Annotated in this window: 11 protein-coding genes; 7 read left to right on the forward strand and 4 right to left on the reverse strand. The window is 65.9% G+C overall.

From position 1 onward, the window contains the following. Nucleotides 1–7: 7 nt before the first annotated feature. Genes AC07M9_RS07150 through AC07M9_RS07160 form a run of 3 tightly spaced genes read left to right on the forward strand, consistent with a single transcriptional unit; the run spans nt 8 to nt 2,712 of the window. Complete coding sequence (locus tag AC07M9_RS07150) at nt 8–787, forward strand: type III pantothenate kinase (RefSeq protein WP_494882527.1); 780 nt, start codon at nt 8–10, stop codon at nt 785–787. Further along, entirely contained in the window at nt 784–2,409 is a 1,626-nt protein-coding gene (locus AC07M9_RS07155; RefSeq protein ID WP_494882529.1) for a ribonuclease J, read from the forward strand. Before AC07M9_RS07150 ends, AC07M9_RS07155 begins: the two co-directional genes overlap by 4 nt. Before the next feature lie 12 nt (nt 2,410–2,421). Then, the gene (locus tag AC07M9_RS07160; RefSeq protein WP_494883897.1) at nt 2,422–2,712 is read left to right on the forward strand and encodes a DUF1467 family protein; all 291 of its coding nucleotides are present in this window, start codon (nt 2,422–2,424) and stop codon (nt 2,710–2,712) included. 671 nt (nt 2,713–3,383) lie between these two features. Here the strand turns inward: AC07M9_RS07160 and AC07M9_RS07165 are convergent. Next, nucleotides 3,384–6,023, reverse strand: a complete 2,640-nt coding sequence (locus AC07M9_RS07165) for a coiled-coil domain-containing protein (RefSeq protein ID WP_494882531.1) — start codon at nt 6,021–6,023, stop codon at nt 3,384–3,386. A 69-nt stretch (nt 6,024–6,092) separates the two neighbouring features. On the opposite strand from AC07M9_RS07165, the gene AC07M9_RS07170 reads away from it, so the two are divergent. The 4 genes from AC07M9_RS07170 (at nt 6,093) to AC07M9_RS07185 (ending at nt 10,040) form a co-directional block, all read left to right on the forward strand. Then, nucleotides 6,093–6,395, forward strand: coding sequence for an Hpt domain-containing protein (locus AC07M9_RS07170; protein ID WP_494882533.1), 303 nt, complete (start codon nt 6,093–6,095; stop codon nt 6,393–6,395). An 89-nt stretch (nt 6,396–6,484) separates the two neighbouring features. Next, nucleotides 6,485–7,666: a hypothetical protein gene (locus tag AC07M9_RS07175; protein ID WP_494882534.1), complete on the forward strand. Its 1,182-nt coding sequence runs from the start codon at nt 6,485–6,487 to the stop codon at nt 7,664–7,666. Between the two features lie 35 nt (nt 7,667–7,701). Then, on the forward strand, nt 7,702–8,664 hold the full coding sequence (locus AC07M9_RS07180; RefSeq protein ID WP_494882536.1) for a hypothetical protein: 963 nt from the start codon (nt 7,702–7,704) through the stop codon (nt 8,662–8,664). After that, the gene (locus AC07M9_RS07185; RefSeq protein ID WP_494883898.1) at nt 8,664–10,040 is read left to right on the forward strand and encodes a sensor histidine kinase; all 1,377 of its coding nucleotides are present in this window, start codon (nt 8,664–8,666) and stop codon (nt 10,038–10,040) included. Before AC07M9_RS07180 ends, AC07M9_RS07185 begins: the two co-directional genes overlap by 1 nt. A 29-nt stretch (nt 10,041–10,069) precedes the next feature. Here AC07M9_RS07185 and AC07M9_RS07190 read toward each other — a convergent pair whose 3' ends face one another. From AC07M9_RS07190 to gltX, 3 genes are all read right to left on the reverse strand, one after another. After that, entirely contained in the window at nt 10,070–10,267 is a 198-nt protein-coding gene (locus AC07M9_RS07190; protein ID WP_494882538.1) for a hypothetical protein, read from the reverse strand. Nucleotides 10,268–10,422: 155 nt separating this feature from the next. Continuing rightward, complete coding sequence (locus AC07M9_RS07195) at nt 10,423–11,706, reverse strand: citrate synthase (protein ID WP_494882540.1); 1,284 nt, start codon at nt 11,704–11,706, stop codon at nt 10,423–10,425. A 22-nt stretch (nt 11,707–11,728) separates the two neighbouring features. Then, on the reverse strand, nt 11,729–13,168 hold the full coding sequence (gltX, locus tag AC07M9_RS07200; protein ID WP_494883899.1) for a glutamate--tRNA ligase: 1,440 nt from the start codon (nt 13,166–13,168) through the stop codon (nt 11,729–11,731). Nucleotides 13,169–13,242 lie beyond the last annotated feature (74 nt).

Raw genomic sequence — 13,242 nt, forward strand, 5'->3', positions numbered from 1 at the left:
AAAGCCCATGCTGCTCGCGATTGATGCCGGCAACACCAATGTCGTCTTCGCCCTGCTGGACGGCTGCGCCATCAAGGGGCGCTGGCGCATCGCGACCGATCCGCGCCGCACCGGCGACGAATATGCGGTCTGGCTGATGCAGCTGCTCGCCATCCGGGGCGTCAAGGCGGAAGAGGTCGACCAGATCATCATCTCGACCGTGGTCCCGCGCGCGCTGCACAACCTCGAAATTCTCGCGCGCCACTATTTCAACGTCGAGCCGATGATCGCCGGCTTGGACAAGGCCGACTACGGCATCGACATCGACGTCGACGAGCCCCGCTCGCTCGGCGCCGACCGCGCCGTCAATGCCATCGCCGCCCACGCCAAGCATTCCGGTGACCTCATCGTCGTCGATTTCGGCACCGCGACCACGTTCGACGTCATCGACTTCAATGGCGCCTACAAGGGCGGAATCATCGCGCCCGGCATCAACCTCTCGCTCGATGCGCTGGTGGGCAATACCGCCAAGCTCCCGCGCATCGCGATCGAGGTGCCCAAGACCGACAGCGTCGTCGGTCGCAACACCGAGGACCAGATGCTGATCGGGGTATTCTGGGGCTATGTCGCGATGATGGAGGGCCTCATCGCCCGCATCCGCGCTGAAATCGGTCGCCCCGCCAAGGTCATCGCTACCGGCGGCCTTGCCGTCCTGTTTCACGAAGCAACCAACATCTTCGACGCCGTCGACGCGGATCTGACGATCGACGGCCTCGCCATTCTTGCGCAAAGGGCCGCATCTAAGTGATTCCAGGTAAAGAACTGCTGTTCTGTGCGCTCGGCGGCTCGGGCGAGATCGGCATGAATGTCAATCTCTACGGCTGCCAGGGTAAGTGGCTCATGGTCGATCTCGGCATGACCTTCTCGGGCAACGAATACCCCGGCGTCGATCTCGTCTTCGCCGATCTCGAATTCATCGAGAACGAGCGGGAGAACCTGCTCGGCATCGTCCTGACGCACGCGCACGAGGACCATATCGGCGCGGTTCCGTACTTCGCGCGGGAACTGGGCGTGCCGCTCTACGCGACGCCGTTCACCGCCAAGCTGGTCGCCGCCAAGCTGGAAGAAGCGGGCATCCTCGGCGAGATCGAACTCAACGTCGTCCACGACCTCGAGAATTTCGAGATCGGTCCGTTCGGCATCCGCTACGTGCCGCTGGCGCACTCGATTGCAGAGGGCAACGCGCTGGTGATCGAGACGCCTTATGGCCGCATCTTCCACACCGGCGACTGGAAGCTCGACGACGAGCCGCAGGTCGGCACACCGGCAACCCAGGCCGAACTCACCGCCATCGGCGACGAGGGCGTGCTGGCTCTGGTCTGCGATTCGACCAACGTCTTCAATCCCGAGGCATCTGGCTCGGAAGGCGATGTCTATCGCGGGCTGCTTGCCGAAGTGAAACGCCACAAGGGCCGCCGCGTGGTGGTGACGACCTTCGCCTCCAACGTCGCGCGGCTTCAGACGCTCGGCGACGTCGCCAGGAAGACCGGGCGCCAGCTGTGCGTCGTCGGGCGCTCGCTCGACCGCATCATCGACGTCGGCAAATCGTGCGGATACCTCAAGGATCTGCCCGAACTGATCGACGTCGATACCGCCATGGGCCTGTCGCGCGAGGACGTGCTGATCGTCGCCACCGGCGGGCAGGGCGAGCCGCGCGCCGCGCTGGCACGCATCGCCGACGGCAACCATCCGGTCAAGCTGGAGAAGGGCGACGTCGTGCTGTTCTCCAGCCGCCAGATTCCCGGCAATGAAATCCAGATCGGCCGCATCCAGAACCGCCTGGCGGACCTGGGCATTGTCGTCGTGACTGACCGGCAGAGCCCGATCCACGTCTCCGGCCACCCGGGACGCCCCGAGCTGGAAGCGCTCTACAGCTGGATCCGCCCGGAAATCCTGATGCCGGTCCACGGCGAAATCCGCCACATGAAGGAACAGGCGCGCCTCGGCATCGCCAGCGGAATTCCCAAGGCGATCTTCCAGAAGAACGGCGATCTGGTGCGGCTCGCACCGGGCCATGCCGGCAAGTTCGGCGAAGTGCGAGCCGGACGCCTGCTGCTGGACGGCGACATCATCTCGCCCGCCGATGGCGACGCCATCGTGATGCGCCGCCGGATTGCGGCAAATGGCATCGTCTCGGTCGCGGCCGATCGGAAGGGTCATGTCGAGATTTCGGCGCTGGGGCTACCGCTCGACGAGGACTACGATGCGTTCGTGGCGGAGGCCAAGAAAGATGTGGCCGACGCATTGGGCCGCACCAAGAAGGCCGAGCGCAGCGTTCGCATCGAGGCGGCTCGTCTCGCCACGCGGCGCGCCGCCACCCGCTGGTCGGGCAAGAAGCCGCAGGTTTCGGTGCTGCTGCTGGAGGATTGACGCGAAATGGCGATGCGATGGACCTCGATGCTGGCGATCTACACCCTGTTCTGGGTGCTGAGCGCCTTTCTCGTCATGCCGTTCGGCCTGCGGACGCCTGATGAAGTCGAGGGCCATCAGGTCGGGAAGGGCCACGCCACCAGCGCTCCGGTCAACTTCCGCCCGAAGCTGATCGCCCTGCGCGCGACGGTACTCGCTGTGATGCTGTTCGGGGCCTATTACCTGAACTACGCCAATCAGTGGATCACGACTGACGACCTGAACTTCTTCGGCAAGCCGCCGGTGGACGACCTAGGTTACTGATCCGGAAGCGCTCTGGAAACGAGCCTTGTGCCATGGGATCCTGGCATCGGCGCAGACGTCTGTGAGCACATGATCGTCCGGGGCCGTTCAAATTCCCGGTAGAGCGCTGCGGGCCCAAGTGTTGCTTCTTTGCCGGTCTCCACCGGCAGATGGTCCGTGGTCGCGCACCTTTCCTTATTTTTCTCGCATCCTGTTGCTGGTCATCCGTGGCTTTGACGAACAATTCCACCGGCGCACTACGTGCCGGCGGAATATCGCAGCGCGACCGTTCGTGTTGGGGCCGAATTTTACGGCAGCCGCGCTTGTCTCGACGGGGCGGGGAGCGCGGTGACCGCCAACAAGGTCAATGCCAGCTCGGCGTCGATCTTCCCACTGCGCTGGCTGCATGCTTGTCGCTTCAGTTGCAGGCGGGACGCGTGACGCTCACCTAAGTTCTCGCAGGCTGGTCGCCGCTGACGACTATCTGAATACGACCAACGGCTACACCGGAACCCGGGCTGATTTTCGTAGGCGCGACGGCGTGGCCGCACGCTGATCTACACGCTCCCGCAGGTGTGGCTTCCCGATGATGCGCCATCAGCGCGTGCCGGATCGGGATAGTTTCGATCTGCGCTCGTGGGTGGTGATACGCGCTATGTCGCCACGGCACTGACGGCGACGTTCCGAACCCGTCAGCTGCGCAGTCGCTCGACCCCCTGCGCCAGTGCGACGTAGAGCTTGCCCATGTCCGACGATAGCAGTGTCACGCCCAGGGCGTTGCCGTCGCGGGTGGAGAGCACCTGACGCAGGATGGCCTCGAAGTCGTGGATGTAGCGGCTGACGTTGGCGCGGAAGGCGTCGTCGCGTTCGAACACCTGCTGGATCGCCTTTGCCTCGCCGGCATCGAGCAAGCTGACCGCGCGGCGGGTGAAGATGCCGCGATCGCCGCGCAGGTAGGCGGCCCAGGCGGTGTCGGCAATGTCGCTGGAAAGGACCGAGGCGATGTCGATCGCGTTGGAATTGAGCGATTCGGTGATGATCGCGGCGCGGCGCGCAAAGTCGTTGTCGACCTGATCCTCCGCCTGCCGCCGCGCATCGGCGACGCGGGTTTCGAGGTTGCCGACCAGTTCGTCGACTTTGGCGACTTGGTCGCGCAGCTGTCCCGCCGCCTCGCGGGTGACACCGGATGAATGAGCGACGGCCTGTTCCAGCTGCCCGGAAATCTCCGCGACCTTGGTTCGCATGGCTTTGTCGATGGCCGAGGCGCTTTCGTCGCCCAGCGCCATCGCAACGCGGGCGATACGCTCCACACTGTCGTGCTCGACGGCGGCGACCGCTTCTTCGAGGTTGATACGCAGCAGGCCGATCGCTTCGGCCAAGCTGCCGCCCGCACGGTCGGCGGCCTGCCGGGTGGCCTCGTCGATTTCGACCATGGTCTCGTGAAGATGCGTGAAGAGGGCGGCATGGTCGGCTCCGCGCCCGACGATCGCGGCCTCCGCCTGTTCGAGCCCGGCAAGCAGCGCGTCGAGATCGCGCCCGGATACGCCGATCCCGCTCGAAATGCCGTCGCTGCTCTCGGCGGACAGTCGCAATTGCGCAAGGAGTGCCGAGACGCCGTCCTGCAGCCGCACGAGACGATCCTCGGATACGGCAAGCGCTTCAGGCAGGGCGCTGTGCGTCTGCCGGGCACTTGCCTGGATCAGTTCGAGCAGCCGGACACTGTCGTTCGTCAGCTTCTCGACCTCAGCGTCGGTCGCGGAGAGCGTGGTGCGCGCGGCGGTGAGGCGCTGGGTGAGGGCGGCCAGGCTGGCCTCGAGCCGGCTCTCGGAATCGCCCGTCGCCTGAGCGATGCTGGCGAGCCGGTTTTCGTACTGCGACAGTTCCCCGGTGACGGCGCCCGCACGTTCGGTAAGTGCGGTGGCCTGGATGCGGTGGCGTTCGAGACGCTCCGCGATGCTGGCATCGAGTTCGCTCAGCATGTGGTCGATCCGGGCGATGGCGTGGCGTTCCTGCTCGACCTGCCGCGACTGGCGCTCCTCTGCCTCCATCGACAGGCGCTCGGCGCGAAGGCCGATGGATTCGTCGATCTGGCGCGCTTCGGATGCAATGTTGGCGAGGCGTCCCGCGAGCGCGTCGATGGCGGTCTGCTGCGCCTCGGCGATGGCTTCGCTGGCGGCGGACTGCTCGCAGGACAGATCGGCCAGCGAGTTGCGCAGCGCTTCGCCTGCGCGATTTTCGGCTTCGTGCAAGGCGCGGGAGACCACCTCGCTCTCGTCGCGCAGCGCGCCAAGCCGCGCCCGCAGCGAGGTGAGGCTCTCGGCCTCGTGCTGGTCGAGCTGCCGGCGGGTATCGTGAATCTCGTCGGCCAGCACCCGGGCACGGGTGCGCATCGCGGCCAGTGCATCGACCTCCCGGCTGTCGAGCTGGGCGCGAAACTCGTCGCCGCGTGCGGCAAGCTCGGCGAAGCGGGCGGAGGCCATGGCGTCGAGCTGTTCGCACTGGCGGGTGAATCCGTCGAGCGTTTCGCCCACCTGTTCGCGCAGCATCGCGACCTGACGGGTGCTGGCGGTGCCGAACTCGTTGAGACGGTTGAAGCCGGCGACCATGTCCTCGAGCTGGGCATGGGCGGTGCGGCCGGCATTGGCGATGTTGTTGGTGACATCCTTGGCCGAGCTGGCGATGACGGGGAGCTGGCTGCGTAGCTTCTCCATATTCTCGAGCGCGGCGTTGCTGACGGTGCTGATCGAATCGACCCGCGCACCATTCTCGCGGACCAGATCCTGCAGGCGTTCCGCGTTCTGGGAAAGGCGCTCAGCGGCGATGCGGCCCAGCGCCTCAAGGTCGCGCGACTGGGCCGCGACGAACTCTCGCGCCAGGCTGAGCTCGCGATTGACGGTGGTCAGCCGCGTTTCGAGCAGCGCCGATTCGTTCGACAAAGTGGCTGCGATGCGCCCGAAGCGGCGGCCTTCGCGCACACTATGGCGCATCATCAGCAGCCAGACGGTTCCGACCAGCAGGACCGGCACGCACCATTGGGTGACGAGCGCAGGGACCTCGGTGAGCGGCAGGCCTGCACGGAAGGTTGGAAGCTGCGCGGCGATGAACAGGGCGGTCCAGGCCGCCACCACGATGAAGGCAAGAACCGGAATCAGCCAGGCCTTGGTAACCTGGGACTGTTCCGTTTTGCCGTCACTCTCTGCCGCGACCCACGCATCGTCCCAGCTTTCGCGCGACGACACGGCCTGGGCCGCGTCGATGCCCTTGTCGTTGTCGGTCCCGGACCCTTCGCCGTTGCCCGACCCGAATGCGATGATCCTGTGTTCCCCAACCATCCTTGCAGGATATCACGAGTGGCGCGGCAATAAACCCCGCCTTAACCCATTGCCCACTATCCTGGGGAAATGGCTTATGAAGCAGGCGCTCTCGAAGCAACTCTAGCCGCAGCTGCGGGCGGCGACCCCGTGCTGATGGCGGAACTGCGCCAGGCCTTCGTGGAAAGCGTGGCACGGCAGGTCGATCTGCTCGAACGTTCGCGGTGCGACGGGAACTGGGTTGTAGCGGCAATGCGCCTGAAGGGATTGGCGGCCAGCTTCCATTCTGACCGCCTGCTGGCACTTGCCGATCGTGCGCTCGACGCCGCTCCGGGCGAACCTACCGCCGTTCGCCGGCTCAAGGCGTACCTCGCCGAGTTTTCCGCCGGCTGATTGTCCGGTTCTGCTTGGCACCGGCGCGGCAGCTGCCTACATCACGGTGTGGGTGCTGGAGTTCAAGTTTGCGGATAGCATTGCTGGCCATGACGGAGCCTGCCGGAGCAGGGCAGCCGTTTCCGCGCGCGTTTCTGCGCGTCGCGGGGGCGAGCGTCGCGCAGCACCAGCTTGGCATGGCTCTCGCACTCGATTGCCAGCGGGTCATCTGCATGGCGCGCGGTGCCTCGCCCGAACTGATCTCGCTCCAGCACGACGCAGAAAGTGCGGGGCTTCAATTCACCATCGCCACCGGCCCGGGGCAGATTGCCGGTCTCGTAACCGCGGCCGACGAACTGATCGTCGTTTCGGAAGGCCTGTTCGCCGACCCCGCGCAGGCCGTCGTACTGCTCGAAGGGCGCTCGCCGGTCGTGCTGGTCCAGCCGGTGGAAGGAGCGCTGGCAGCCGGATTCGAACGCATCGACATTAATCGCGCGAGCGCCGGGCTGATGCGGGTTCCGGGCGAACTGGTCGAGCGGCTGCACGAACTGCCTGCCGACTGCGACGTTCTTTCCGCGCTCACACGTATCGCCCTGCAGATCGGCATCTCCATGCGCGAGGTTCCCGCCGGGGCGCGCGCCGGATCGGGCTGGCGCATGATCCGAAGCGAGGCCGAGGCCTATGCTCTGGAGGACGAATGGCTGCGCTCGCGCTTCGGCGAAGGGAACTGCAGTTCGCCCGGCCGCACGGTGGCGCGCTTCGGCGTGCTCAGCTTCGGCTCGTCCCTGCTTCACGCGGGCAATGCCAGCAACGTCGTGTCGATTGCGGTGCTTGTCTCGATCGCCATAGCGGTGGGACTGGGCTGGTTCGGACTGGTCTGGGTCGGGTTCGCCTTCCTTGCGATCGCCTGGCTGCTGGCGGAGGCGAGCCGGCTGCTGCGGGCGGCCGAGCGCCAGGCGCTGGGACAGCCATCCCCGGCTATCCCGCGAGCCGACGCGCTGGTGTGGCTGGTCGACGCGGCGTTTGCGGCGATGATCCTGCTGGACATGCCCCGTTTTCCCGGAGAGCCGGTACTCGCATGGCTGTGCATGCCAGCGATCCTGATGATGCTGCTCGTCCTGCTGCCTCGGGTAACCGGTGGCAGGGTTGCGGGCTGGGCGGGCGACCGGGCGCTGTTGGGACTGGTGCTGGCGCTGGCGTCCAGCTTCGGCCAGGTCCTGCTCATGGCGAGGCTGCTTTCGGCCGCGCTGCTCGCCGCGATGCTGCTGCTGCCCCCGCGGCGGCACGGCTAACTTCGATTTAACCAAATGCCGGTTAGACGGGTCATATGATCGACCAAGCCGCCCCTCCGGCCCGCCCGGAACGTGCCGAGACGGCGCTGCGAGACGAGCTCGCGCGGGGTGACGCGCTGGCCGGGACCGCGGTGTCGATCTTGCGCCCGCTCATCGCGGCGGGCGACGTTTCCCTGTTCAGCGAAGAGATTGTGACGCGGATCCGGGCCATGCTGGCCGATATCGCGCGGCAATTGCTCGATGCGCTTGTCGGTGGGCGCGGCCGGGCCCATTCGGCGGCAGAAGTCGAGGTAGTCGGCCATGCGCTGCTCGATAATCCCGCGCTGGTCTCACACCTTCATGCGCTGTCGCTGGAATGGCAGTCGACCGAAGGGCTGCACGACGCGCTCGCGCTCGATCCGGTAGCATCGCCGCTGTTACAGAGGCTGATAGCCTCGCAGGATGATGCGACGCGGAGCAAGGCGAGCGCCTTTCTTGGCGCCCAGGCGCGCTGGTGCCAGGCGCAGCGGCGGATGACCCTGCCTCTCGGGGAATTGCCGGCCGCTCTTCTGAACGTCGCGCTTTACACCCTTCGCACGCTGGCGGGCATAGAACCGGCCCTTGCCGAGCGGGCGACAGTCGTCGAAGGCGAAATCCGCCGGTCCTACGGTGAAAGTGCCACTCGTCTCGGGCTTGCCGCGCATCTGGTAGGATACCTCGTCCAGGACCGACCCGCGACACTGTGCATCGCGCAGGGCGGCGTCTCGCTGTTCCTGACCTCCATCGCAGTTGCATCGGGACAGGATCGTGACACGGCCGCGCTGACCTTGCACCGGACTCAGGCCGCCCGACTGGCCCTGACATTGCGCGCAGCGGGGCTGGGCGCCGGGGCGATCGAGGAGCAGTGTCTGTCGCTACACCCTGACGTCGCGCCGCCGGAGGCCGTGTCGTGGCTCGGCATCGAAGAGGCTGCGGCGCTGCTGCCGGCCGCAACACCCGCGCGGGGGCTCGGCCTGTGATGCACGCTGACGGCACCATAGTCGCGCTGGCGATGAGCGACGCGGAGGACAGGCTGCTCGAAGCGGCCGAGCCTCTCGCAGGCCTTCAGGTCCGCTGCGGCGGTGAATTGCCCGGTACGATAGCGGTGCCCGAACTGCTCGAATTGGTCCGCAAGGCGCGCAGTTCCGGCGTTACCCTTGCGCGCGCGGTCAACGCGCAGGACGGCAGCGATGCGATCAGCGCCTGGGTCGAAGTCGAACCGGACGGGGCGGGCGGGGGCTGTTCCATCCGCGTGCGAACCTGGCAGACGGCGCAGGTCCTGCAGGAGGACGGCGCGGCCGCCGCGCGGCGCCGGGCAGGAATAGATCGACATCTTGCCGAACTCTCCGCCCATCTCGATGCAGGCCAGCGGCTTCTGACCGTGACATCGGACGCGCCCGAACTGGCCGGACTGACTTCCGCCATGGCGGCCGGCGTTGGACAGGTCTGGACCGATTTCCTCGCGCCGGAAAATGTGACGCGCCAGCAACCGCTGCATTGGCGCCTCCTCGAAGGCGCACGCGTCGCCGTGCCGGGATCTGCGCGTGCCTGGCGTGTTTCACTGCTCCCCTTGATGTCGCCCGGGTACGATCCTTCGGGTTTCGAACTTCTGCTCCTCTCCGACCAGGTGGCGGCCGAGAGTCCGATCTTGGCGGAACCTGTGGCACGTCATCCGCGCAGCAGCCTTGTCGGGCAGGACCTTGCGCCGGTACTCAAGCAGCCGATCGCGCGCATCATCGCCAATGCCGAAACGATCCGCACGCGCCTCGCGGGGCCACTGCCGGATGCCTATGCCGAATACGCCGGCGAGATCGCCAGTGCGGGCAAGCTGCTGCTCGGATTGCTGGAAGACATGGCCGATCTGGAAGTCGTCGAATCTGACAGCTTCACCACCATGCCCGATCCCGTCGACCTTTCCGAAGTGGCACGGCAAGCAGCAGGCATTCTCGGCGTGCGGGCGCGCGAGAAGGGTATCGTCATCGATGCACCTCCGCCGCATGAGGCGCGCCCCGCCATTGCGGAGTTCCGCCGCGTCCTGCAGGTGCTGTTGAACCTCATCGGTAATGCGATCCGCTATTCACCGGAAGGCTCGCGCATCACCATCTCGCTGGAGACTGTCGGTGATTGTGCCCGGGTCGTCGTCGCCGATGAAGGTCCGGGCCTTGCCAAGCAGGACCAGGTGCGGGTGTTCGAGAAGTTCGAACGCCTCGGCCGAAGCGGAGATGGTGGATCGGGGCTCGGTCTCTACATCTCGCGCAGCCTGGCGCGAGCGATGGGCGGCGATCTCACGGTCGAAAGCGAGCCCGGCCAAGGCGCACGCTTCATCCTCGCGGTTCCGTCAGACCCTGACGCCTGAAGCTCAGGCCAGCGGATCGGTCCAGAGGGTCAGCAACGCCGCCCCAGCCAGACGACGATCCCGCCGACCACCGCCAGAACCGCGCCGCGAACGGCCCAGCCCCGGTCGGCCAGCATGAAGCTGTCCGCCGGCCACATCAGCACGCCCGTTCCCTGAGCCACGAAAAGCAGACCTGCGGCAATGACGAGCACGCCCAGGACCACCGCCAGTATTCGTACGAAAATCATGTCGTCGCGCCCCGTTGACTTGCGCCAGCCTGCCCCCCGGATGCGGCCAGATTGTGGCGGGATCATCAGGCGCCGTCTGTAAACTCCATGAAAAAAGGCCCCCGCTTTCGCGAGGGCCTTTCTCGGGTACCGCGACTGCTCGCGGAACTGGTCGATCAGCGCTGGCCGATCGGGAGATAGTCGCGCTGCGTCGGGCCCGTGTAGAGCTGGCGCGGACGACCGATCTTCTGGCCGGGATCGGAGATCATTTCGTTCCACTGCGCAACCCAGCCCACGGTGCGGGCGAGGGCGAAGAGCACGGTGAACATCGTGGTCGGGAAGCCGATCGCCGACAGGATGATGCCCGAGTAGAAATCGACGTTCGGGAACAGCTTCTTCTCGATGAAGTACGGATCATTGAGCGCGAGCTCCTCGAGGCGCAGCGCGGTCTCGAACAGCGGGTCGGTGACCTTGAGCGCGTCGAACACCTCGCGCAGGGTCGACTGCATGACCGTCGCGCGCGGATCGTAGTTCTTGTAGACGCGGTGACCGAAGCCCATCAGGCGGAACGGATCGTTCTTGTCCTTGGCGCGCTCGATGTAGTGCGGAATGCGATCGGGGGTGCCGATTTCCTTCAGCATGTTGAGCGCGGCTTCGTTGGCGCCGCCGTGTGCGGGACCCCAGAGGCAGGCGATGCCGGCCGCGATGCATGCGAACGGGTTGGCGCCCGAAGACCCTGCAAGCCGCACCGTCGAAGTCGAGGCGTTCTGCTCGTGGTCGGCGTGGAGGATGAAGATCCGGTCCATCGCCTTCTCGATCGCCGGGTGTACCACGTAATCCTCCGCGGGCACGCCGAAGGTCATGCGCAGGAAGTTGCCGGTGTAGCTCAGCGAGTTGTCGGGATAGACGAAGGGCTGGCCGACCGAATACTTGTAGGCCATCGCCGCGATCGTCGGCATCTTCGCGATCAGGCGGTGCGAGCTGATCTTGCGATGCTCGGGGTCCGCAATGTCCGTGGAATCGTGGTAGAACGCCGAAAGCGCACCGACCACGCCGCACATGATCGCCATCGGGTGCGCGTCACGGCGGAAGCCGCGGTAGAACGTCGCCAGCTGCTCGTGCAGCATGGTGTGGCGCGTGATGGTGTTCTCGAAAGTGGAAAGCTCATCCTTGCTCGGCAGTTCACCATTGAGCAGCAGGTAGCTCGTTTCCATGAACGAGGAATTCTCGGCCAGCTGGCCGATCGGGTAGCCGCGGTGCAGCAGCACGCCCTCGTCGCCGTCGATGTAGGTCAGCGCCGACTCGCAGCTTGCGGTCGAAGTGAAGCCGGGATCGAACGTGAACTTGCCGGTCTGGGCATAGAGCTTGCGGATGTCGACGACATCCGGGCCGACGCTCCCCTTGAGGATCGGGTATTCGAAATCCGCGCCACCAGCGCTCAGTTTAGCCTGATCACCCACCAGTTATATCTCCTTATGACGGTTACCCGACAGGAACGTCCGCCTGCGCACCGATACGTGCGAGGCTCTCTTCCCGTCCGAGCAAAACCAGTACGTCGAAAATCCCCGGCGAGGTCGTCTGACCTGTCAGGGCCGCCCGCAAGGGTTGCGCGAGCTTGCCGAGCCCCAGTCCCAGTGTCTCGGCCATTGCCTTCAGGTTTCCTTCCAGTCCCTCCAGTGTCCAGTCGCCAGAACTGGACAGGCGCTCGTGAATCGCGGCAAGGCGGCCACGCGCCTCGTCGGTCAGGAGGCCAAGCGCCTTTTCGCTCATGGCAAGCGGGCGCTTGGCGAACAGGAAGGCAGAGCCTTCTGCAAGTTCGTTGAGGTCCTTTGCGCGGACCTTGAGCACGGGCATGGCGCGCGTCAGTAGGTCGAGTTCCGCATCGGCGGCCCCATCCAGACGCAGCGCCACCAGCGCGGCCAGCCGCGCATCGTCGGCCTCGCGCAGGTAGTGCCCGTTGAGATTGTGAAGCTTGGCGAGGTCGAAGCGCGAGGGCGACTTGCCCACGTCGACCATGTCGAACCACTCGACCGCCTGCTCGCGCGAGATGATCTCCTCGTCGCCGTGGCCCCAGCCAAGGCGCAGCAGGTAGTTGAAAACCGCCTCGGGCAGGATGCCGAGCTCGTCGCGGTAGGCATCGACGCCCAGCGCGCCGTGGCGCTTGGACAGCTTCGCGCCATCGGAGCCATGGATCAGCGGAACGTGGCCGTAGACCGGCACGTCCCAGCCCATCGCCTGGATGACGATCAACTGGCGGAAGGCGTTGTTGAGGTGGTCGTCGCCGCGCAGGACGTGGGTCACGCCCATGTCGTTGTCGTCCACCACGACGGCGAGCATGTAGGTCGGCGTGCCGTCGCTGCGCAGGATGACGAAATCGTCGATTTCGATATTCTGGACGGTGACCGAGCCCTGCACGAGGTCGTCGATCGTGGTCTCGCCGTCGCGCGGGGCCTTCATGCGCACGACATAGGTCTTGTCGGCCGGCCAGGTCGAAGGATCGGCGTCACGCCATTCGCTGTCGATGCGGAATGGGCGGCGCTCTTCCTGCGCCTTCTGGCGGCGTTCGGCGAGTTCCTCGCTCGTCAGGTAGCAGCGATAGGCATGGCCGCTCTCGAGCATCTGCGCCGCCACGTCGGCGTGGCGGTCAGAGCGCGCGAACTGAAACACGGGCTCTTCGTCACCTTCGAGGCCAAGCCACGAGAGGCCGTCGAAGATCGCGTCGATCGCCGGCTCGGTCGAACGGGCGCGGTCCGTGTCCTCGATGCGAAGCAGGTATTTGCCACCGTGATGGCGCGCGAACAGCCAGTTGAAAAGCGCCGTGCGGGCGCCGCCGATATGAAGATAACCGGTAGGCGAGGGGGCAAACCGCGTGACGACGGCCTTGGTGCCCGTCGCTCCGCCCGTTGCACTGCCGCTTGCCATCGATACCACCTTGCTGTCCTAATGCGCGCCATGGGGAGCCAGGCCGCAACTGTCGAAAATTCGTCTCCGGAAGG

The organism is Novosphingobium sp. GW821-FHT09E05 (genome assembly GCF_059416165.1).